This is a genomic window from uncultured Massilia sp. (assembly GCF_913773735.1).
In the GTDB taxonomy this organism is placed as follows: Bacteria; Pseudomonadota; Gammaproteobacteria; order Burkholderiales; family Burkholderiaceae_D; genus Telluria.
Window position 1 is genome coordinate 83,893 of sequence record NZ_CAJYEB010000018.1, and the last position, 20,942, is coordinate 104,834.

The 20,942-nt window shown below is 68.8% G+C and carries 16 protein-coding genes and 1 pseudogene; 8 read left to right on the top strand and 9 right to left on the bottom strand.

Features of this window, described 5'->3' with window-relative positions:
• Positions 1–13: 13 nt before the first annotated feature.
• Positions 14–2,068 carry an ATP-dependent DNA helicase gene (locus QZ749_RS07440; protein ID WP_373896793.1) on the bottom strand — a complete coding sequence of 685 codons (2,055 nt, stop codon included), beginning with the start codon at positions 2,066–2,068 and terminating at the stop codon, positions 14–16.
• A 19-nt stretch (positions 2,069–2,087) separates the two neighbouring features.
• Complete coding sequence (locus tag QZ749_RS07445; protein WP_036168848.1) at positions 2,088–2,288, bottom strand: YdcH family protein; 201 nt, start codon at positions 2,286–2,288, stop codon at positions 2,088–2,090.
• 212 nt (positions 2,289–2,500) lie between these two features.
• Between QZ749_RS07445 and QZ749_RS07450 the strand changes: the two genes are divergently transcribed.
• Positions 2,501–3,262 carry a PP2C family serine/threonine-protein phosphatase gene (locus QZ749_RS07450; protein WP_296945180.1) on the top strand — a complete coding sequence of 254 codons (762 nt, stop codon included), beginning with the start codon at positions 2,501–2,503 and terminating at the stop codon, positions 3,260–3,262.
• 99 nt (positions 3,263–3,361) lie between these two features.
• Here the strand turns inward: QZ749_RS07450 and QZ749_RS07455 are convergent, their stop codons facing one another.
• The 6 genes and pseudogenes from QZ749_RS07455 to QZ749_RS07480 all read right to left on the bottom strand — a co-directional run bounded on the left by QZ749_RS07455 (position 3,362) and on the right by QZ749_RS07480 (position 11,458).
• Positions 3,362–4,057, bottom strand: a complete 696-nt coding sequence (locus QZ749_RS07455) for a hypothetical protein (RefSeq protein ID WP_296945182.1) — start codon at positions 4,055–4,057, stop codon at positions 3,362–3,364.
• Between the two features lie 68 nt (positions 4,058–4,125).
• Positions 4,126–5,223, bottom strand: a complete 1,098-nt coding sequence (zapE, locus tag QZ749_RS07460; RefSeq protein ID WP_296945184.1) for a cell division protein ZapE — start codon at positions 5,221–5,223, stop codon at positions 4,126–4,128.
• Positions 5,224–5,450: 227 nt separating this feature from the next.
• Positions 5,451–6,789: pseudogene (lpdA, locus tag QZ749_RS07465) on the bottom strand (dihydrolipoyl dehydrogenase); the annotation flags it as partial.
• A gap of 69 nt (positions 6,790–6,858) precedes the next feature.
• Positions 6,859–7,194 (bottom strand): PspC domain-containing protein, encoded by a 336-nt coding sequence (locus QZ749_RS07470; protein WP_296945186.1) that lies wholly within the window; start codon positions 7,192–7,194, stop codon positions 6,859–6,861.
• A gap of 59 nt (positions 7,195–7,253) precedes the next feature.
• Entirely contained in the window at positions 7,254–8,522 is a 1,269-nt protein-coding gene (gene odhB / locus QZ749_RS07475) for a 2-oxoglutarate dehydrogenase complex dihydrolipoyllysine-residue succinyltransferase (protein ID WP_296945188.1), read from the bottom strand.
• Between the two features lie 80 nt (positions 8,523–8,602).
• Complete coding sequence (locus QZ749_RS07480; RefSeq protein ID WP_296945190.1) at positions 8,603–11,458, bottom strand: 2-oxoglutarate dehydrogenase E1 component; 2,856 nt, start codon at positions 11,456–11,458, stop codon at positions 8,603–8,605.
• 321 nt (positions 11,459–11,779) lie between these two features.
• Here QZ749_RS07480 and QZ749_RS07485 point away from each other — a divergent pair, with 321 nt between their 5' ends.
• The 5 genes from QZ749_RS07485 to QZ749_RS07505 are packed head-to-tail and all read left to right on the top strand — an operon-like array spanning position 11,780 to position 16,221.
• Positions 11,780–12,460, top strand: a complete 681-nt coding sequence (locus QZ749_RS07485; protein ID WP_296945282.1) for a PepSY-associated TM helix domain-containing protein — start codon at positions 11,780–11,782, stop codon at positions 12,458–12,460.
• Between the two features lie 39 nt (positions 12,461–12,499).
• The gene (locus QZ749_RS07490) at positions 12,500–13,012 is read left to right on the top strand and encodes a DUF2271 domain-containing protein (RefSeq protein ID WP_296945192.1); all 513 of its coding nucleotides are present in this window, start codon (positions 12,500–12,502) and stop codon (positions 13,010–13,012) included.
• Between the two features lie 10 nt (positions 13,013–13,022).
• Positions 13,023–13,835, top strand: coding sequence for a DUF4198 domain-containing protein (locus QZ749_RS07495; RefSeq protein WP_296945194.1), 813 nt, complete (start codon positions 13,023–13,025; stop codon positions 13,833–13,835).
• A gap of 3 nt (positions 13,836–13,838) precedes the next feature.
• Positions 13,839–14,870 carry an FAD:protein FMN transferase gene (locus QZ749_RS07500; RefSeq protein WP_296945195.1) on the top strand — a complete coding sequence of 344 codons (1,032 nt, stop codon included), beginning with the start codon at positions 13,839–13,841 and terminating at the stop codon, positions 14,868–14,870.
• A gap of 7 nt (positions 14,871–14,877) precedes the next feature.
• Positions 14,878–16,221 carry a sulfite reductase subunit alpha gene (locus QZ749_RS07505; RefSeq protein ID WP_296945196.1) on the top strand — a complete coding sequence of 448 codons (1,344 nt, stop codon included), beginning with the start codon at positions 14,878–14,880 and terminating at the stop codon, positions 16,219–16,221.
• A gap of 220 nt (positions 16,222–16,441) precedes the next feature.
• Here the strand turns inward: QZ749_RS07505 and QZ749_RS07510 are convergent, their stop codons facing one another.
• The gene (locus QZ749_RS07510; protein WP_296945198.1) at positions 16,442–17,893 is read right to left on the bottom strand and encodes a carboxylesterase/lipase family protein; all 1,452 of its coding nucleotides are present in this window, start codon (positions 17,891–17,893) and stop codon (positions 16,442–16,444) included.
• Positions 17,894–18,091: 198 nt separating this feature from the next.
• Between QZ749_RS07510 and QZ749_RS07515 the strand changes: the two genes are divergently transcribed.
• Both QZ749_RS07515 and QZ749_RS07520 read left to right on the top strand, forming a co-directional pair.
• Positions 18,092–19,507 (top strand): OmpP1/FadL family transporter, encoded by a 1,416-nt coding sequence (locus tag QZ749_RS07515; protein WP_296945199.1) that lies wholly within the window; start codon positions 18,092–18,094, stop codon positions 19,505–19,507.
• Between the two features lie 437 nt (positions 19,508–19,944).
• A complete protein-coding gene (locus QZ749_RS07520; protein WP_296945200.1) occupies positions 19,945–20,928 on the top strand; it encodes a polyprenyl synthetase family protein in 984 nt (327 codons plus the stop codon).
• Positions 20,929–20,942 lie beyond the last annotated feature (14 nt).

The window sequence follows — 20,942 nt, forward strand, 5'->3', positions numbered from 1 at the left end:
GGGAGCGCGGGCGTCAGGCGGAATCCGGGCCGTTCTTGAAGAACGCGATCACGTCCGCCTGCACCCGCGTGCGCCGGAAGGGCGGCAGGCTCTGCCAGATGCGGCGGCCGTAGGACTTGCTGATCACGCGCGGGTCGCACAGCATCAGCACGCCGCGGTCGTCGACGTCGCGGATCAGGCGGCCGGCGCCCTGCTTCAGGTTGATGATGGCTTCCGGCAGGGTGTGGTGGGCAAAGCCGTTCATGCCCTTCTTTTCCATCACCTCGATGCGCGCGGCCAGCACCGGGTCGTCGGGCGGCGCGAACGGCAGCTTGTCGATGATGACCAGCGACAGCGCCTCGCCGCGCACGTCCACGCCTTCCCAGAAGCTCTGGCTGCCGACCAGCACGGCGTTGCCGGCGTTGCGGAAGGAATCCAGCAGCTCGGTACGGCCGCGCTCGCCCTGCACGAACAGCGGGAATTCCAGGCCGCGCTCGGCGAATTCGGCGCGCAGGCGCTCGGCCACGCGGTTGACGGCGCGGATGGTGGTGCACAGGAAGAAGGTGCGTCCGCCGGCGGCCTCGATCACCGGCAGCGCCATGTCGACCACGGCGTCCGTGTAGCCCATCGTGTTCGGTTCCGGCAGGCCGGTCGGCACGTACAGGATGCCCTGCTCCTGGTAGTTGAAGGGGCTGGGCCAGGTGCGCGCCGGCTCGCCCGTCATGCCGAGCTGGGCCGAGAAATGCTTGAAGTCGTTCTTCACGGCCAGCGTGGCCGAGGTGAAGATCCAGCTGCGCGGCGTGCCGGCGCGCTGGCCGGCGAAGATCGGCGCGACCGACAGCGGCGTCTTGTGCAGTTGCAGCGAGGAGGCGAACGCCTCGACCCACAGCACGGCGTCGTCGCCCTCGATTTCCTTGCTCTTCTTCGGCTCGGATTTCCAGGCCTTGTACTGTTCCAGCAGCTCGACGGCGCGCACGCGGCACTGTTCCAGCGTCTCGGCGCGCTCGGCGTTGTCTTCCAGTACGTCGATCAGGCCCTCGAGTTCTTCCTTCAGCTTGTCCAGCGCCGGGAAGAAACCGGAATCCGGCAGGATCTGCGGCAGCGACAGGCGCATGCTGTCCTGCGGGAAGGTCAGGCGCAGGTCGCGCGCGGCCTTCTCGACCACGGTGACGACCTTGGCCCAGTCGACGCCGGCGCGCGCATGTGCCAGGCCTTCGGCCAGCACGTCGCGGCACAGCTCCAGCACCTGCGAGGTCGAGACGGTGGTGCCGAAGAACAGCGTCGCCACTTCGGGCAGCTGGTGCGCCTCGTCGAAGATGATGGTGTTGGCGGACGGCAGCAGCTCGGCCATGCCGCCTTCCTTCAGCGCCACGTCGGCGAAGAACAGGTGGTGGTTGACGACCACCACGTCGGCCTGCTGGGCCTCGCGGCGCGCCTTCATCACGAAGCAGTCCTGGTAGTACTGGCATTCCTGGCCCACGCAGTTCTCGCGGGTGGACGTCACCAGGTTCCAGACCGACGCCGTTTCCGGCACCTTGGCCAGCTCGGCCTTGTCGCCGGAATTGCTCATCTTCACGAAACGCGAGATCTCGCGCAGGTGGCCGACGTCGTCGCGCGAGGTCAGGCGCCCGTTCTGCAGCGTGCGTTCCAGGTGGTAGTGGCAGACGTAGTTCGAGCGGCCCTTGAGCAGCGCCACCGAGACCGGCGCGCGCAGCGCGGCGCGCACGTTCGGGATGTCGCGCGAGAACAACTGGTCCTGCAGGTTCTTGGTGCCGGTGGAGACGATGGTCTTGCCGCCCCACAGCAGCGCCGGCACCAGGTAGGCGAAGGTCTTGCCCGTGCCGGTGCCGGCCTCGGCGATCAGGGTGCCCTGCTTGCCGATGGCGTCGGCGATCGCCTTGGCCATCTCGGTCTGCGACTGGCGCGGGCGGAAGCTGCCGACGGCGGGCGCGAGCGGGCCGCCCGCGCCGAAGATGCGGTCGACTTCGTCGTCGTATTTGCCGGGAGGCTGCGCCGGCGCGCCAGCGGTGGCGTCGGCCGGGAGGGACTCGTCGGCGGACGAGCCGGGTACGGGAAGATGATCGGTCAAAATGGACTGCGCAATTCGGTCAGGCCGGAACGTCCGGCACCAGCTGCATTTTCAGCAACGTGATGTGGTCCTTCAGCTGCAGCTTGCGCTTCTTGAGGCGGCGCAGCTGCAATTGGTCGGTGTGACCGTCGCGGGTCAGCATGTCTATGACAGCGTCGAGGTCGCGATGTTCCACGTCGAGTTCAATAATGCGGCGCTGGATCTCCTGGACGTCGATCATGTGTTTTCCGAACAATGGCTAAAGGCTGGGATGGGAAGGATGCGGCCGCGGACTGGGCGGCGCGATTCGTTACGGCTTGCAACACAGGTGCAAGTCGGTGCATAGTTTAATCTACACTGCCCTTGCCGCCAACAAAGATCGGCAAGGCGGTTATCGGAAAGCCACGCTGATTGCCCCGCTATCGCCCCGCCGTCACACGCCGTTGATATTTTATGAGCTCCTACAAGATCGAAGCGGGCACCGCGCAACACCTGGGCAACCGCCCGCAACAGAACGACCGGGTCGCGCTCATGACCGGCGCCCGCGCGCCCGGCTACGTGCTGGCCGTGCTGTCGGACGGCATCGCCGGCGCCGCCGCCTCCGAGCAGGTCCTGCACACGGCGCGCCAGGTCTTCGACGAATTCAAGCCGGGCGACCGCCCGAGCATCGAGCGCCTGCAGCAACTCTTGCGCGAGATCGTCGCCGAGACCCACCTCGTCATCCACATGAACGCGTTCACGACGAAGACGCAGGCCCAGGCCAGCTTCGTCGGCCTGGTATTGACGCCGCACGGCGAGGCCGTGTGGGCGCACGTGGGCGATTCGCGCCTGTACCATTTCCAGGATGGCAAATGCCTGGCGCGTACCAGCGATGCCGCCTACGTCGAGCACCTGGTGTCGAGCGACCGCCTGCCGCCGGATGCGGCCAAGAACCACCGCAAGTCCAAGCTCCTGCTCAATGTGCTGGGCAATAGCCGCAAGGATCCCTTCATCACGTTCGGCCAGCGCACCGACCTGGCGGCCGGTGCCGTGTTCCTGCTGTGCTCGGACGGCCTGTGGCATTTCTTCACCGACGCCGAACTGGGCGCGGCCACCGCCAGGGCGACGCCGCGCCAGGCGGCGGAAATGCTGATCGGCAAGGCGGGAGAACGCTCGCAAGGCAAAGGGGGCAATTGCACGATGGCGATCGTCAAGCTGGTGAAGCCGGCGCTGTGATGGCGGTGGCCTGGTGCGCTCGGGGAGCGCACCCTACGCGCCGTTCAACACCGGGGTCGGCGCCCTGGAACATCGACACCGGGCGCCGACCCCGGCGCGTCATTTCCGCGCCGCCGCCGATTGCGCATCCTGCGCCGCCCTGGCCTTGGCTTCCTCGGCATCCTTGGCCGCCTTGGCGGCCCGTTCGGCCTTGCGCTCGGCCACGCGTTGCTGGCGCCGCGCGGATTCGGCCTGGCGCTCCGCGAGCGCGCGCACGTTGGCGGCGCGCTGGCCGGCTTCCTGCGCTTCCTTTTGCTGCTCCGCCTTCAGGCGCGCATCCCGTTCGGCGATGCGCGCCGGCACGGTCGACGTGCGCGGGGCCGGCGCCGGCTTGGCGGCCGGCGTTGGCTTCGGCGGTTCGGCGGCCAGCTTCGCTTCCTGTTCCTGGTAGCGCTTCTCGGCCTCGGCCAGCTGGCGGTCGCGCTCGTCGACGATGGCCTGGCGCTTGAAGCGCTGGGCCTGCACCTCGATCGCGCGCTGGGCCGCCAGCGCCGTGCGGCGGCGTTCCCTGGCGTCGTTCAGGCAGTCGTTCACGAAGAACTTGGCGTAGCAGACGCGTTCGCGTTCGGTGTAGCGGGCCTCGATCGCGGCGCGCTCGCGCGCGACCGCCGCGAGCTGCTGGTCGGCCTGGGCCACCGAGGTCACGGGCGGCGGCGGCGTCTCGCGCGGCACGACCTCGTTGCCGGCGCAGGCGGCCAGCAGGATGCACAGCAGCGCGCCGGAGGCGCCGCGGCGGACAGCGGAATGGATGGTCATCGAATCCTCTTGGTGGGCTTTTGCCGGATGCTTCATGTGCAACCTCATGTGCAACCTCATGTGCAACCTCATGCCAGCGACGCGGCGGCGCCGCGGCGCTCGGCCAGCATGTATTCGCGCGATTGCATCTCGATGATACGCGAGACGGTACGGTGGAACTCGTTCGCCATCGCACCCTCGGTGTACAGCTGCTCCGGTTCGACCTCGGCCGACATGATCAGCTTGACCTTGTGGTCGTAGAACACGTCGACCAGCCACGTGAAGCGGCGCGCCTCCGACGACATCGACGCCGACATGCGCGGCACGGCGGACAGGATCACCGTGTGGAACTGGCTGGCGATCTCGAGGTAGTCGTTCTGCGAGCGCGGCCCGCCGCACAGGGTGGCGAAGTCGAACCAGATCACGCCGCCCGCGCGCCGCAGCGCCCGGATCTCGCGCCGCTCGATGTGTACGCGCGGATCCTGGTCGGCGGTGTCGGCGACCTTGGCGTAGGCGTCGCGCAGCGCCTTGTCGGCCGCGGCGTTCAGCGGCGTGTAGTAGGCCTGCACCTGTTCCAGCGCGCGGTGGCGGTAGTCGACGCCGGCGTCGACGTTCATCACGTCCAGCTTGTCCTTCAGCAGCGCGATGGTCGGCAGCATGCGGTCGCGGTGCAGGCCGTCGGGATAGAGCTTGTCCGGGTCGTAGTTCGACGTCATCACGAACGAGACGCCGTTCTCGAACAGCGCGGACAGCAGGTTGTACATGATCATCGCGTCGGCCACGTCGCTGACGTGGAATTCGTCGAAGCAGATCAGGCGGTATTTTTTGGCGATGCGCCTGGCGACCTCGATCAGCGGGTCCGCCACGCCCTTGAGCTCGTCGAGCTGGCGGTGCACGTCGCGCATGAATTCGTGGAAGTGCAGGCGCGTCTTGCGCACCACCGGCACCACCGAATAGAAGCTGTCCATGAGGAAGGACTTGCCGCGCCCGACGCCACCCCACATGTAGACGCCGCGCGGCACCTCGGGGCGGTTGAACAGGCGGCGGAGCGTGGACGAGCGCTGCGACTTGTACTCGACCCAGTCGTCGTAGGCCGCCTGCAGGCGGTCGACGGCGCGCTGCTGCGCGGGGTCGGGCTTGAAACCGCGCTCGGTCAGCGCGTGCTGGTAGTACTCTTGGACATTCATGAAAGTAGGGTGGACGGCCATGCCGTCCACGCGGTGATTGTTGGCGGCCGAGGGAACGGGCACGACATCGGAGCCGTCACGTATCAACGCGTGGACGGCCGAGCCGTCCACCCTACCGGTCCTGCAATGACTGCTTAGAAGTTCAGCGAACGCTTGTCGACCGCGAGCGCGGCTTCCTTGGTCGCTTCCGACAGCGTCGGGTGCGCGTGGCAGATGCGCGCGATGTCCTCGGCGGAGGCCTTGAACTCCATCGCGACGACGGCTTCCGAGATCAGTTCCGAAGCGACCGGGCCGACGATGTGCACGCCCAGGATCTCGTCGGTCGACGCGTCGGCGATCACCTTGACCATGCCGGTCGTGTCGCCCAGCGCGCGCGCGGCCGTTGGCCATGAACGGGAAGGTGCCGGCCTTGTAGGCGACGCCGTCCTTCTTGAGCTGCTCTTCGGTGCGGCCGACCCAGGCGATTTCCGGCGAGGTGTAGATGACCCACGGGATCGTGTTGAAGTTGACGTGGCCGTGCTGGCCGGCGATGCGCTCGGCGACCGCGACGCCCTCTTCCTCCGCCTTGTGCGCCAGCATCGGGCCGCGCACGACGTCGCCCACCGCCCAGATGCCCGGGACCTTGGTGCGGCATTCGTCGTCGACGGCGATGAAGCCGCGCTCGTCCAGCTCCAGGCCGACCTTGTCGAAGCCCAGGCCGTTGGTGTTCGGCACGCGGCCGATCGAGACGATCAGGCGGTCGAAGGTCGCGGTCTGCGCGGCGCCGGTGCTGTCGGCGTATTCGACGGTGACGTTGTTCTCGCCCTTGGTGATCGCGCCGATCTTCACGCCCAGGTTGATCGCCAGGCCCTGCTTGGCGAAGGCCTTCTGCGCTTCCTTGGCGATCTGCTGGTCGACCGCGCCCAGGAACGCCGGCAGGCCTTCCAGCACGGTGACCTTGGCGCCCAGGCGGCGCCACACCGAACCCATTTCCAGGCCGATCACGCCGGCGCCGATCACGCCCAGCGAGGCCGGGACGGCGTCGATGGCCAGCGCGCCGGTGTTCGACAGCACGATCTTCTCGTCGAACGGCGCGCCCGGCAGTTCGCGCGGATTGGAGCCGGTGGCGACGATCACGTTCTTCGCGCTGATGGTGTCGGTGGTCGGGCCGGTCACGCTGATGGTGAAGCCCTCGCCTTCCTTGCCCGCGAACGTGCCGCGGCCGTGGAAGAAGGTGACCTTGTTCTTCTTGAACAGGTAGACGACGCCGTCGTTGTTGGCCTTGACGACGCCATCCTTGCGCTTGAGCATCTGCGCCAGGTCCAGCTCCAGGCCCGACACGTTGATGCCGTGTTCCTTGAACGCATGGCCGGCGTGCTCGAAGTGCTCCGACGACTGCAGCAGCGCCTTCGACGGGATGCAGCCGACGTTGGTGCAGGTGCCGCCCAGGGCCGGGCCGCCCTTGGCGTTGACGGCCTCGTCGATGCAGGCGGTCTTGAAGCCCAGCTGGGCCGCGCGGATGGCGGCCACGTAGCCGCCGGGACCGCCGCCGATCACGACGACGTCGAATTGTTTTTCAGTGCTCATCAATCGATTCCTTGTGTTCCCGATCGCCGCGGGGCGGGCACGGCGTGCCTGCCCCGCGCGGGTATTCAATCATTCTTCTGGTACGAAGATCCACAACAACAGGTAAATCACCAGCCCGAAGCCGAACGTCAGCGTGAACAGCGTGAACACCAGCCGCCACACCCAGGCATCCACGCCCGACACCGGCGCCAGCCCGCCGCACACGCCGCCAAGCCAGCGGTCGGTGCGCGAGCGGCGCAGGTTGTTGAGCTCGGACGCGAAGCTGCCGTCGGACGCGGTGGCCTTGTTCAGGTTCACCGCGTTCGCCGACGCCAGGACCTTCGCCTTGGCCCGTTCGAATTCGGCGTCGCTGAGGGCGCCGGCTTGGTGCAGTTCGTGCAAACGCTTGATTTCATCGGAGATCATGGTACTCCTCCCATCAGTCGAACAACAAACGCACCGGCCCGCGCCCCGCGGGCGGTGGATTACAGGTCGAGCAGCAGGCGTGCCGGATCTTCCAGCGCATCCTTCATGGCCACCAGGCCCAGCACGGCTTCGCGGCCGTCGATGATGCGGTGGTCGTAGGACATCGCCAGGTAGTTCATCGGGCGGATGACGATCTGGCCGTTCTCGACGACGGCGCGGTCCTTGGTCGCGTGCACGCCCAGGATCGCCGACTGCGGCGGGTTGATGATCGGGGTCGACAGCATCGAGCCGAACACGCCGCCGTTCGAGATCGAGAAGGTACCGCCGGTCAGGTCTTCCAGCGTCAGCTTGCCGTCCTTGGCTTTCTGGCCGAATTCGCCGATCTTCTTCTCGATCTCGGCGATGGTCATCTGGTCGGCGTTGCGCAGGATCGGCACGACCAGGCCGCGCGGCGAGCCGACGGCGATGCCGATGTCGAAGTAGCCGTGGTAGATGATGTCGTTGCCGTCGACCGAGGCGTTCAGGATCGGGTACTTCTTCAGCGCGGCGACGGCGGCCTTGACGAAGAAGGACATGAAGCCCAGCTTGACGCCGTGTTCCTTCTCGAACTTGTCCTTGTACTTGTTACGCAGTTCCATGACCGGGGCCATGTTGACTTCGTTGAACGTGGTCAGGATCGCGTTGGTCGACTGCGACTGCAGCAGGCGCTCGGCGATGCGGGCGCGCAGGCGGCTCATCGGCACGCGCTCTTCCGGACGGTCGCCCAGGTTCGGGGCCGGTGCGGCGACTTGCTGCAGGGCCGGCTTGGCGGCTTGCGGCGCCAGCGGGGCCGGGGCGGCCGGCGCAGGCGCTGCGCCCCTGCTGGCGACGGCGGCCAGGGCGTCGCCCTTGGTCACGCGGCCGTCGCGGCCGGTGCCGGTGGCATCCGCGGTGCTCATGTTGTTGTCGGCCAGGATCTTGGCGGCGGCCGGCATGGCGACGTCGGACTTGCTGCCGCCGGTGGCGCCGGCCTGCGGTGCCGGGGCGGCGGCCGGGGCGTTGTCGACCGGAGCGGCGGTGATGGCGATCGGGCTGGTCTGGGCCGAGGCTTCGGTATCGATGATGGCGATGACTTCGCCCGACACCACGGTGCCGCCGTCGCCCTTGATGATTTGCACGATCACGCCGGCGCTCGGCGCCGGCAGTTCCAGGACCACCTTGTCGGTCTCGATGTCGATCAGGTTCTCGTCGCGCGAGACGGACTCGCCGACCTTTTTATGCCACGACAGCAGGGTCGCTTCCGCGACCGATTCCGACAACTGGGGGACCTTGACTTCGATTTGTGCCATTTAAAAAACTCCAATATGGTGAACGACTTATTCTGTGCGAAAGCCCCGCGCCGGGCGGCGCGGGGCGCTTCCAGCGCTGCTTACTTCGTGAGGACGAAACCCTTCAGCTTGGCGAACGCGGTGTCCAGCAGTTCCTTCTGCTGCGCCACGTGCTTGTCGCTGTAGCCGACGGCCGGGGCTGCCGAAGCCGGACGGCCGGCGTACGCCAGGCGCTGGCCCGCTTCCATGCTTTCGAAGATGTTGTGCTGGATCTGGAACCACGGACCCTGGTTCTGCGGCTCGTCCTGCGCCCACACGACTTCGGTGGCGTTCGGGAACTTCTTCAGTTCGGCGCCGAAGGCCTTGTGCGGGAACGGATACAGCTGCTCGATGCGGATGATCGCGACGTCGCTCACGTTGCGCGTCTTGCGGGTGTTGACCAGGTCGTAGTAGACCTTGCCCGAGCAGACGATCACGCGCTTGACCTTGTTGGCGTCGATCTTGTCGTCCAGTTCCGGGATCACGGTCTGGAAGCCGCCCGACGCCAGGTCGGTCAGCGGCGAGCCCGCATCCTTGTTGCGCAGCAGCGACTTCGGCGTGAAGATGATCAGCGGCTTGCGGAACTGGCGCACCATCTGGCGGCGCAGCAGGTGGAAGATCTGCGCGGCGGTGGTCGGCTGCACGACCTGCATGTTGTGGTCGGCCGACAGTTGCAGGAAGCGCTCGATGCGGGCCGACGAGTGTTCCGGACCCTGGCCTTCGTAGCCGTGCGGCAGCATCATGACCAGGCCCGAGGCACGGCCCCACTTCACTTCGCCCGAGGCGATGAACTGGTCGATGACGACCTGCGCGCCGTTGGCGAAGTCGCCGAACTGGCCTTCCCAGATAGTCAGCGTGTTCGGTTCGGCGGTCGAGTAGCCGTATTCGAAGCCCAGCACCGCTTCTTCCGACAGCACGGAGTCGATCACGGTGAACTGCGCCTGGTTGTCCTGGACGTTGGCCAGCGGCAGGTAGATGCCCTGGTCCCAGCGCTCGCGGTTCTGGTCGTGCAGCACGGCGTGGCGGTGCACGAAGGTGCCGCGGCCGGCATCCTGGCCCGACAGGCGGATGGCGTAGCCGGAAGCGACCAGCGAGGCGTAGGCCAGGTGCTCGCCCATGCCCCAGTCGAGGTTCATCTCGCCGCGGCCCATGGTGGCGCGGTCGGCCAGGACCTTCTCGACCAGCGAGTGCAGCTTGAAGTTTTCCGGCACCGTGGTGATGCGCTGGGCCAGGCGTTTCAGCTCGGTCAGCGGCACGGCGGTATCGGCGGCGTCGGTCCACTTCTTGTTCAGGAACGGCGCCCAGTCGACGGCGTACTTGTTCTTGAAGTCGGTCAGGACCGGATCGGTGGTGGTCTTGCCTTCGTCCATGGCGGCGCGGTAGGCCGCGACCAGCTGGTCGCCGCCGTCGGCGGCGATGGTGCCCTGGGCGGCCAGCTTGTCCGCGTACATCCTGCGGGTGCCCGGGTGCTTGGCGATCTTCTTGTACATCAGCGGCTGGGTCAGGGCCGGGGTGTCCTGCTCGTTGTGGCCCAGCTTGCGGTAGCAGATGATGTCGACGACGACGTCCTTGTGGAACTCGGTGCGGTAGTCCATCGCGATCTGCGTGGCCAGCACGACGGCTTCCGGATCGTCCGCGTTCACGTGCAGGACCGGGGCTTCGATCATCTTGACGACGTCGGTGCAGTACAGCGTGGAACGGGCGTCGCGCGGGTCGGAGGTGGTGAAGCCGATCTGGTTGTTGATGACCAGGTGGACGGTGCCGCCGGTGCCGTAGCCGCGGGTCTGGGCCAGGTTCAGGGTTTCCATGACCACGCCCTGGCCGGCGAACGCGGCGTCGCCGTGCACCAGGATCGGCAGGACTTCCTTGCCCTGGCGGTCGCCGCGGCGTTCCATGCGCGCCTTGACCGAACCCTCGACGACCGGGTTGACGATTTCCAGGTGCGACGGGTTGAACGCCAGCGACAGGTGGACCGGGCCGCCCGGGGTCGAGATGTCGCTCGAGAAGCCCTGGTGGTATTTCACGTCGCCCGACGGCAGGTCGTCGGCGTGCTTGCCTTCGAATTCCTCGAACAGGTCGGACGGGGCCTTGCCCAGCGTGTTGACCAGGACGTTCAGGCGGCCGCGGTGGGCCATGCCGATGACGATTTCCTGGACGCCCTGCTCGCCCGCGCGCTGGATGACTTCATCCATCGAGGCGATGAAGGACTCGCCGCCCTCCAGCGAGAAGCGCTTGGCGCCGACGTACTTGGTGTGGAGGTAGCGCTCGAGGCCTTCGGCCGCGGTCAGGCGCTCCAGGATGTGCTTTTTCTTTTCCGCGGTGAAGGTCGGGGTCGAGCGGATCGACTCCAGCTTCTCCTGCAGCCAGCGCTTCTCGGCCGGGTCGCCCACGTACATGAACTCGGCGCCGATCGAGCGGCAGTAGGTGTCGCGCAGCATGTTCAGCAGGTCGCGCAGCGATGCGGTCTCCTGGCCGAAGTAGGTGTTGCTGATGTTGAACTTGGTGTCAAGGTCGGCTTCCGAGAAACCGTAGAAAGACGGGTCCAGCTCCGGGATCGGCGGACGTTCCTGGCGCTGCAGCGGGTCCAGGTTGGCCCAGCGCGAACCGAGGAAGCGGTAGGCGGCGATCAGCTGGGTGACGGCGACGCGCTTGCGGCCGAGTTCGGCGTCCGGCGAGGCGATCACGGTGCGCATCGGGCCCTGCTTGGCGCGCTCGGCGAAGGAGGCGATCACGGAGGAGTGGACGACGTCCGGCTTTTCGGTACCGTCGACGGCCGGCATGTGCTGCATGGCGTCGAAGTAAGCGCGCCAGTTGTCCGGCACGGAGCCCGGATTGTTCAGGTACGCTTCGTACAACTCTTCCACGTACGGCGCGTTACCGCCGAACAAGTAGGAGTTGGCGTTATATTGTTGCATCATTCTTGCTCACCTTTCTTCGCGTTTCGCGAGGTTGGGGCGGGTTAATCTAACCTTCCGCGACACGGCCTGACCGGTTAGCGGATCGCACTTACTTCACATCAAGTTGTGGGGGAAGGACTCTTCGAGACATTCGAGGCACATCAATGCAGCGGACTGCCAATTTGCGCACGGTATTGTAACGCAAGGATCAAAAACCGGCAGACCCGGCAAGCGATATTTTATTTGGCGTGCATCCCTTTCTTTACATAAATTTACACCTTGTAACAGCCACTCGGACAATGTCGAGTTGACCCCGTAAATGATAATCGTTATCATTTAATGATGCACCCGACCGGATCCTCCCCTTCTGCCGCGCCGTCCGGCGCCCAGGCCGCGCCCGCCCTGCCCGGCGCGCGCCGCGCCCTGTTCCTGCGCCAGCTGCACCAGTGGCACTGGATCAGTTCGGCCATCTGCCTGATGGCCATGCTGCTGTTCAGCTTTACCGGATTCACGTTGAACCACGCGTCCCAGATCGAGGCCAGGCCCGAGGTCGTGCGCCTGAAGGCGCAGCTGCCGGCGGACCTGGCGGCGCAGCTGGCCGGCTATGCCGCCGGCCACGCCGACGCCAGGGTGCCGCTGCCGGCGCCGCTGGCCGACTGGGCGGAGCGCACGTTTCCCGTGCAGGTGCGCGGCGTGCGCGCCGAATGGAGCGAGGACGACGCCTACGTGCCCCTGCCGCGCCCGGGCGGCGACGCCTGGCTGCGCATCGGCGCCGACGGCCAGGCCGAATACGAAAGGACCGACCGCGGCTGGATCTCGTGGCTGAACGACATGCACAAGGGCCGCAACGCCGGGACCGTGTGGAGCTGGTTCATCGACCTCTTCGCGATCGCCTGCCTGGTCTTTTGCCTCACCGGCTTCCTGATCATGAAATACCACGCCGCCAACCGTCCCTCGACCTGGCCGGTGATCGGCCTGGGGATCGTGCTGCCGGCCGTGATCGCCCTGCTATTCGTCCACTGAATATCCGTCATTCGCCAACCCATTGTCCCGAAAGGCCTTATGAAACTGTCCCACTCGCTCGCCCTGACCCTGCCGCTCGCATCCGGCTGGGCGGTCGCCGCCGACCTGTCCGTCAAGTTCGAGCTGCCGCAACTGAACGTGGCCGAGTACCACAAGCCCTACGTCGCGATCTGGATCGAGCGTCCGGACCAGACTGTGGCTTCCACCCTTTCCGTGCTGTACGACGTCAAGAAGAACAACCATGCCGGCGAAAAGTGGGTCAAGGACCTGCGCACCTGGTGGCGCAAGGCCGGCCGCGACGCCAAGCTGCCGATCGACGGCGTCAGCGGCGCCACCCGCGCCGCCGGCACCCACACGCTGAACTTCGGGCCGGCCATCACGGGCCTGGACAAGCTGCCGGCCGGCGACTACAAGCTGGTCGTCGAAGCCGCGCGCGAAGGCGGCGGCCGCGAGCTGGTGCGCGTGCCGTTCGCCTGGAACGGCAAGGGCAAGGCCAGCGGCGAAGCCGCCGGCAAGGAAGAACTGGGCAAGGTCGCGATCGCGATCCAATAAGGAGACAGGCATGCGCAATCACAAGACGATCCAGCGGCTGGCCATCGCCGTGGCCCTGGCAGGCGCCGCCTGCGCCGCCCAGGCCCACCGCCCGTGGATGATCCCGAACACCAGCATCATCGAGACCGACCGCGAAGCCTGGGTCACGATCGACGGCGCCATCTCGGAAGGCCTGTTCGAGAACGACTTCGTGCCGCTCAGGATGGACGGCCTGACGGTCACGGGCCCGGACGGCAATACCGCGCCGGCCCCGGCCGCCGTCACCGGCAAGCACCGGGCCTCGGTCGACATCCTGCTGCCCGTCGACGGCACCTACCGCATCACGCTGGGCGCGACCAACGTCATGGGGTCGTACAAGCTGAACGGCGAAACCAAGCGCTTCCGCGGCGGCGACGGCCCGCCGGCCGGCGCCACCGACGTCAAGACGACCACGATGGTCCAGCGCCAGGACACGTTCGTCACCCGCAACAAGTCGAGCGACGGCGCCCTCAAGCCGACCAATGCCGGCCTGGAGATGGTCGCGCTGACCAACCCGACCGAGCTGCGCGCCGGCGAGCGGGCGACGTTCCGCTTCCAGCTGGACGGCAAGCCGCTGGCCAACTTCCCGTTCTCGCTCATCCCGGGCGGCGTCAAGTACCGCGGCACGCTGAACGAGGTACGCCTCGCCACCGACGCCAACGGCGAAGCCAGCTTCACGCTGCCGGCGCCGAACATGTACTGGCTCAGCGCCGCCTACCCGGCCAATGCCCCGCGCGGCCCGGGCGTGGAACAGCCGGCCAGGCGCTACAGCTATTCGGCGACCTTCGAGATCCTGCCGGAGTAAGCGTTGGCAGAGCGCGCCGTCCTGGTCCCCCTCGACATCGACCCCGCCCTGCCCGGCCCGGGCAGCCGCGCGTGCGCGCTCGCCGGCACGGCGATGGGCACCGCCTGGTCGGCCCGCTTCCTGGTCCCCCCGCACGCCCCGGCGGGACTGGAGGGCGGCCTGCGCGCGCTGCTGCAGGCCGAACTCGACCTGGTCGTGGCCCAGATGAGCCACTGGAAGCCGGATTCGCTGCTGGCGCGCTTCAACGCGGCGCCGGCCGGCAGCTGGCACGATCTGCCGCCCGAATTCTTCGCCGTGATCGACTACGCGCTGCAGGTGCGCGATGCCAGCGGCGGCGCCTACGATCCGGCCGCTGGCGCCCTGGTCAACCTGTGGGGCTTCGGTCCCGTCCGGCGCTACGACGCGGCGGGCTTCTACGCGCCCGCGGCCGACGCGGTCGCCGCCATCGTGGCGCGCCGCGGCGCCGCCAGCGTCGAACTGGACCGCGCGGGGCGCCGCCTGTTCCAGCCCGGCGGCGCGCTGCTCGACCTGTCGTCGGTGGCCAAGGGCTTTGCCGTCGACCGCCTCGCCCTGTGCCTGGAACGGCACGGCCTGCGCCACTACCTGGTGGAGGCCGGCGGCGAACTGCGCGGCGCGGGCGCCCGCAACGACGGCCAGCCCTGGTGGGTCGAGGTCGAGGGCGTGCCCGATGCCGACGGCAGCACGGTGGCGCAGGCGGTGGTCGCGCTGCATGGCCTGGCGATCGCCACCTCGGGCGACTACCGCCAGTACTTTCACCAGCCCCAGGGCCGGCGCGTCGCGCACACGCTCGATCCGCGCAGCGGCTGGCCGGTCGACAACGGCGTCGCCTCGGTGACGGTGCTGGCGCCCACCTGCATGGCCGCCGACGCGCTGTCCACCACCCTCGCCGTGCTGGGGCCGCAGGCCGGCATCGCCTTCGCCGACGCGCGCGGCCTGGCCGCGCGCTACCTGGTGCGCGAGGCCGGCGGCCTGCGCGAGACCGTGTCCGGCGCCTGGACGGCATTACTGGAATGATAGCGGCATGAGTGTCACGATCGAACCCCTGCGCTGGGGCGGCGCCCTGGCCCTGAGCGGCGGCTGGCTGGCCATGTGCGCCGGCATCTGGCGTGCCGAGCGCGCCCGGCGCCGCGCGTCGGCCGCGCCGGCCGACTGGCTGGTGGTGTATGCCAGCCAGACCGGCAACGCCGAATTCCTGGCCCGGCGCAGCGCCGAGCTGCTCGCCACCGGCGGCCTGGCGGCGCGCGCCGCCTGCATCTCGACGCTGGACGCGGCCGCGCTGGCCGGCGCGACGCGGGTGCTGTTCATCGCCAGCACCTACGGCGAAGGCGACGCCCCCGACACCGCGGCGCCGTTCGCCGGCCGCCTGATGGCGGCAAACGCCGACTTGCGCCACCTGCACTACGCGGTGCTGGCGCTGGGCGACACCAGCTACGCCAACTACTGCGGCTTCGGCCGCGCCCTCGACGCCTGGCTCGCGGCCCAGGGCGCGACGCGCCTGTTCGAACGCATCGACGTCGACCGCGGCGACGCGCACGCGCTGGCCGACTGGCAGCACCACGTGGGCCGCCTGGCCGGCACCGCCGACGCCCCCGACTGGGAAGCGCCGGCCTACCGCGACTGGCGCATCGGCGAACGCACCCTGCTCAACCCGGGCAGCGCCGGCGCCCCGTTGTTCCGGCTGGCGCTGCTGCCGGCCGACGGCGCGCTGCCGGGCTGGGAAGCGGGCGACCTGGCGCAGGTCGGCGCGCCGGCCGACCCCGACCATCCGCGCGAATACTCGATCGCCTCGCTGCCTTCCGAGGGCCGGCTGGAATTGCTGGTGCGCCTGCAGCGGCGCGCGGACGGTACCCCGGGCGTGGCCTCGGGCTGGCTGTGCGAGGGCGCCGGCGGCGCCGACGTCGTCCGCCTGCGCATCCGCGCGCACGAGCGCTTCCGCCTCGGCGCCAATGCGCGCCGGCCCCTGATCGCGATCGGCAACGGCAGCGGCCTGGCCGGCCTGCGCGCGCTGGTCAAGGCGCGCATCAACGCGGGCATGCACGACAACTGGCTGCTGTTCGGCGAACGCAACGCGGCGCACGACTTCCTGCTGCGCGAGGAATTGCAGGGCTGGGCCGGCTCGGGCTGGCTCGCGCGCCTGGACCTGGCGTTCTCGCGCGACCGGCCGGAACGGCCCTACGTGCAGGACGTGCTGCGCGAGCGGGCCGCGCTGGTGGCCGACTGGATCGCGCGCGGCGCCGCCGTCTACGTGTGCGGCAGCCTGCAGGGCATGGCGGGCGGGGTGCACGAGGCGCTCGCGGCGATCCTGGGCGCGGATGTGCTGGATGGGCTGGCGGCCGAAGGGCGTTACCGGCGCGACGTCTACTGACCGGGTCCGTCGAGGCGCACTATCGTAGGGTGGGCAGCTCCACCCACGGACTGCGACCACGCTGCTGTAATGCTGCCCACGCGTAACGCCTGCATGACACGCGGCCGGGCCAACGCGATGCAGGCGTCACGCGTGGGCAGCGCTGGCGCAGCGTGGTTGCAGATGGCGCGGTGGAGCTGCCCACCCTACGCACCTACGAACCGTCATGTAGCGGCGAGGGTCACTTACCGGCTGCCGCCTGCTGCGTCGCGCGCAGCGCCTGCGCCGCGTCGATCTCGGCGCCCCACGGATCCTTCTGCGCCAGCGCCTTGCCGTCGGCGCCGAAGTCCATGATCGCATCCCTGGCGGCGTCGTAGCGCGGCCACGACGGCAGGCGGCGGCCGTTCGGGTCGCCCTGCCTGGCGAAGTTCACCAGGTAGGCGCTCATCGTCTTGCCCATGCGGATGTCGCGGCGCGTGGCCTTGTCGGCGTACTTGACGTCGGCGGTGGCGAAGAAGAACGGGATGTCGGTGGCGTGGCGCGCGCCCGGTTCGCCGACCGACTCGGCCACGTAGGAGAAGCGGTAGGCGTACACCGGCACGCCCTGGCGCGCCAGCGTCGCCGCCAGGCTGCGCGCGCCGGCCACCATGAAGCCGGTCTTGCCGCCGATGTCGGCGCTGGTGGCGCCGATCAGCACCGGCACTTTCGCGAACCGGCCCGCGCGGAAGGCGGCGGCGGAATCGACGGCGACCTGGCCGTCGACGAAGGCGCCGATATAGGTCGGCGCGCCCATCACGTTGCGGCTGGCCAGGTTCAGGCCGTCGACGACGGCGTCGGCCGGCAGCGCGCGCAGCTTCTCGAGCGCCTGCGGGTCGTCGGCCGCGATGCCCTTGGCCGCGGCGAAGGCCGTGCCGGTCTGCTCGGCCGCGGCCAGGCCCGGATCCTTGGTCGCGCCGTCGCCGCCGGACAGGATCGCCGCCTTGGCGAACAGGCCCTGCGCCTGCGGCGACGTGAGCAGCGTGTTGACCGACATGCCGCCGGCCGACTCGCCGATGATGGTGACGTTGGCCGCGTCGCCGCCGAACGCGCCGGCGTTGCGCTGCACCCATTTCAGGCCCGCGACCTGGTCCATGAAGCCGTAGTTGCCGAGCGGCTCCTGGCCGGCCTCCCGGGTCAGCTGCGGATGGGCGAAGAAGCCGAAGCGTCCCAGCCGGTAGTTGAAGCTGACCACGACCGCGCCCTGCTTCGCCAGCGCCGCGCCGGAATAGGTCGGCGGCGAGGAACCGCCGTTGACGAAGCCGCCGCCGTAGATCCAGACGATCACGGGCAGCTTGCCGCCCGCCCTGGCCCTGGCCGGCTTCCAGACGTTCACGAACAGGCAGTCCTCGGCGGGCGCCGTGCCCAGCGGCGCGGCGTCGCTGGGGAACGGCAGCTGCATGCAGTCGGCGCCGTAGGCGGAGGCGTCGCGCACCCCGTCCCAGGGCGCGGCCGGCTGCGGCGCGCGCCAGCGCAGCGCGCCGACCGGCGGCGCCGCGAACGGCATCCCCTTCCAGCTCGCCACGCCGCCCGCGACGCGGCCCGCCACCTGGCCGGAATCGATGGCGACCACCGGGCCGTCGGCGGCGCCCGCATGGGCGGCGAACAGCAGGGCGAGCGCGGGAAGCGCGGACAGCGGCGAAGGGGATCGGTGCATGGAAAAGTCTCCTGTTAGCGGTATCGGTATCGGAACACCGATGCTATGCAAGGCTTGGCAAACCGTCAATGGGCATCCAGCGCGGATACATTCCGTAATAAAACGGTCGTGCGGAAAAATGCTATGCTTCGACCCCGCCGCCTCGGCCATGCAGACCGGGGGGCTCACGACACACGTCAATACAACAGGAGTGAGACAATGCATCCGAAGTACCTTTCCCTGATCGTCGCCCTCGCGCTGGGCGCGGCATCGCTGGACGCGGCCGCCTCCGGCTACCGTTTCGGCTCGCAGAGCGTGTCGGCGCAGGGCAGCGCCGAATCGAACGGCGCCGAAGCGGCCGACGCCTCGACCATCTTCGCCAACCCGGCCGGCCTGTCGCGCCTCGAGGGCCGCCAGTTCATGGGCGGCATCACCGCCCTGGTGCCGCACTCGACCTACCAGGACAGCGGCTCGACCCGCTTCACCCGCACCCCGACCGGCGGCAAGGCCTCGCAGGACGACTACGCGCCCAGCGCCGTCGCCGCGCCGTCGCTGTACTACAGCCAGAAGATCGACGAGCGCTGGAGCGCCGGCGTCGGCGTGTTCGTGCCCTACGGCACCAAGCTGGACTACGACTGGGACTGGTCGGGCCGCTACGCCCTCACCAACATCAAGCTGGAAGCCGTGACCATCAACCCGTCGGTGTCGTTCAAGGTCGACGAGCACCACGCGTTCGGCTTCGGCGTCGACGCCGAATTCATGAAGGCGCGCCTGGGCCAGGGCGTGGACGTGCCGGGCACCATCGCCGCCGCCCAGGCCACCGGCACCGGCGCCATGCTGGCGCGCCAGATCGCCGCGCTGGGCGGCAACCCGGCCCTGCTGGCGCGCGCCGGCGACGCGCATGCCGGCGTCGAGGGCAAGGACTGGGGCTACGGCTTCAACCTGGGCTACCTGTACTCGCCGAACGAGAGCACGCGCTTCGGCATCGCCTACCGCTCGTCGATCAAGCACGAGCTCAAGGGCGGCGCCGTGTGGGACTTCTCGACCGTCACCACCGACCCGGTGGTGAACCAGGTGCTGCAGGCCGCCGCGCACCGCAGCAACTCGGCCGCCCGCGTCGAGCTGCGCACGCCGGAGACCCTGTCGATCAACGCCTTCCACCAGTTCGACGCGAAGTGGGCCGGCATGGCCGACGTGACCTGGTCGCGCACCTCGCGCATGGAAAACATCGACATCCAGTTCATCGGCACCACCGAGGGCGACGAGACCATCCGCCAGCAGTGGAAGAACACGGTGCGCGTGTCCCTGGGCGCGAACTACAAGCTCAACGAGAACGTGACCCTGCGCGGCGGCATCGCCCACGACGACGCCCCGGTGCGCAGCGACACCCTGCGCCACGCCGCGCTGCCGGACGCCGACCGCATGCAGCTGTCCTTCGGCGCCAACTGGAAGCTGACCCCGAACTCCTCGCTGGACCTGGCCTACAGCTACCTGGACTTCAAGGACGCCAACGGCAACTACACCAACAACTGCAACCCGACGGCGACGAGCTGCACCGGCAACGGCGAGACGACCCGCGGGACCTGGAAGACGCATATGCAGCTGCTGGGACTGGCCTACAACTACAAGTTCTGAGCAGTCGGCGCAGCACGGTGGGCGCGTTGCATTCGAGGCCCCGGCCTCGAATGCCCACCCTGCGCCCACGATACGCAGGGTGGGCACCCCGTGCCTACCCTCGCCGCGCGCATGCCGCCGCCCCGCTCTCCGCCGGGCCATTGACCCGCCTTTGACCCGCCGACCACGCATCCCCCTCCTGCACTACCCGCCTTGATCCCCTCCCGCTTTCGCACGCGGATTTGATCCATTCGTTCCCTCATCCCCCGGCGCAACGCCAGACTGCAAGCCGGTTCCGCCCATTTTCGTCATCCGGCGCGACAAATATTTCCATGAATAAATGACCCGCCAACCAGGGCCGCACGGTTGAATGTGCTTGATCATTGTTTAACTTTGGTTCCGGTTATCATGAGCTTCGATTTCATCAAATTCATTACCGTCCTGGGGAGGAATGGCGCATGATTGATCAGACTTGGCGGTTCGACGGGCGCGTCCTCGGTCACGAAGACGCCCACGACGACGACCTGGACACGCTGCGCCAGGACATCGAGGTGCGCCTCGCCCAGCTGCTGGATGGCGGCCGCGCCGACCTGCCCAGCCTGGCCATGCGCGCCGGCACCCTCGGCGCCGGCAAGCGCATGCGGCCGCTGCTGCTAATGCTGGTGGCGCGCGACCTCGGCTGCGACGCGCCGGGCCTGGTCGACGTCGCCTGCGCCGTCGAGATGGTCCACGCCGCCTCCCTGATCCTGGACGACATGCCGTGCATGGACGATGCCCGCCTGCGCCGCGGCCGGCCCGCCATCCACGTCGAGTACGGCGAGGACGTCGCGATCCTGGCCGCGGTGGCCCTGCTCAGCCGCGCCTTCTGCATCCTCGGCTCGGCGCACGGCATCCCGGCCGACGTGCGTTCGCGCCTCGTCTGCACGCTGGGCGAGACGGTCGGCGCCCAGGGCCTGGTGCGCGGCCAGTTCCTCGACCTGCACGGCGGTGCGCGTTCGGCCGGCGACATCGCCGTCACCAACGAGCTCAAGACCGGCGTGCTGCTCGGCGCGGCCGTCGACATGGCGGCCACCGTGGCCCAGGCCGGCGAGGCCACCGCGCAGTCGCTGCGCGCCTTCGCGCTGGCCGCCGGCCAGGCGTTCCAGATCCGCGACGACTTCCAGGACGGCCCCGGCAACGACAGCGCCGTCACCGGCAAGGACACCGGCAAGGACGTCGGCAAGGCCACCTTCGTCAACACCCTGGGCGCCGACGAGGCGCGCCGGCGCCTGCTGGCGCACCTGCTGGAGGCCGAGCGCCACCTGCAGGACGCCGTCGGCGCGCGCCAGGGCACGCGGCGCTTCGTGCGCGCGCTGTTCGGCAAGGCGCTGGCGCCGGCGCCCGCGCTGGAGCTGGGCGCGCGTCCCCGTGCCGACGCCGCCGGCGTCCACGCGCGCGCCTGACGCGGCCACGCGGC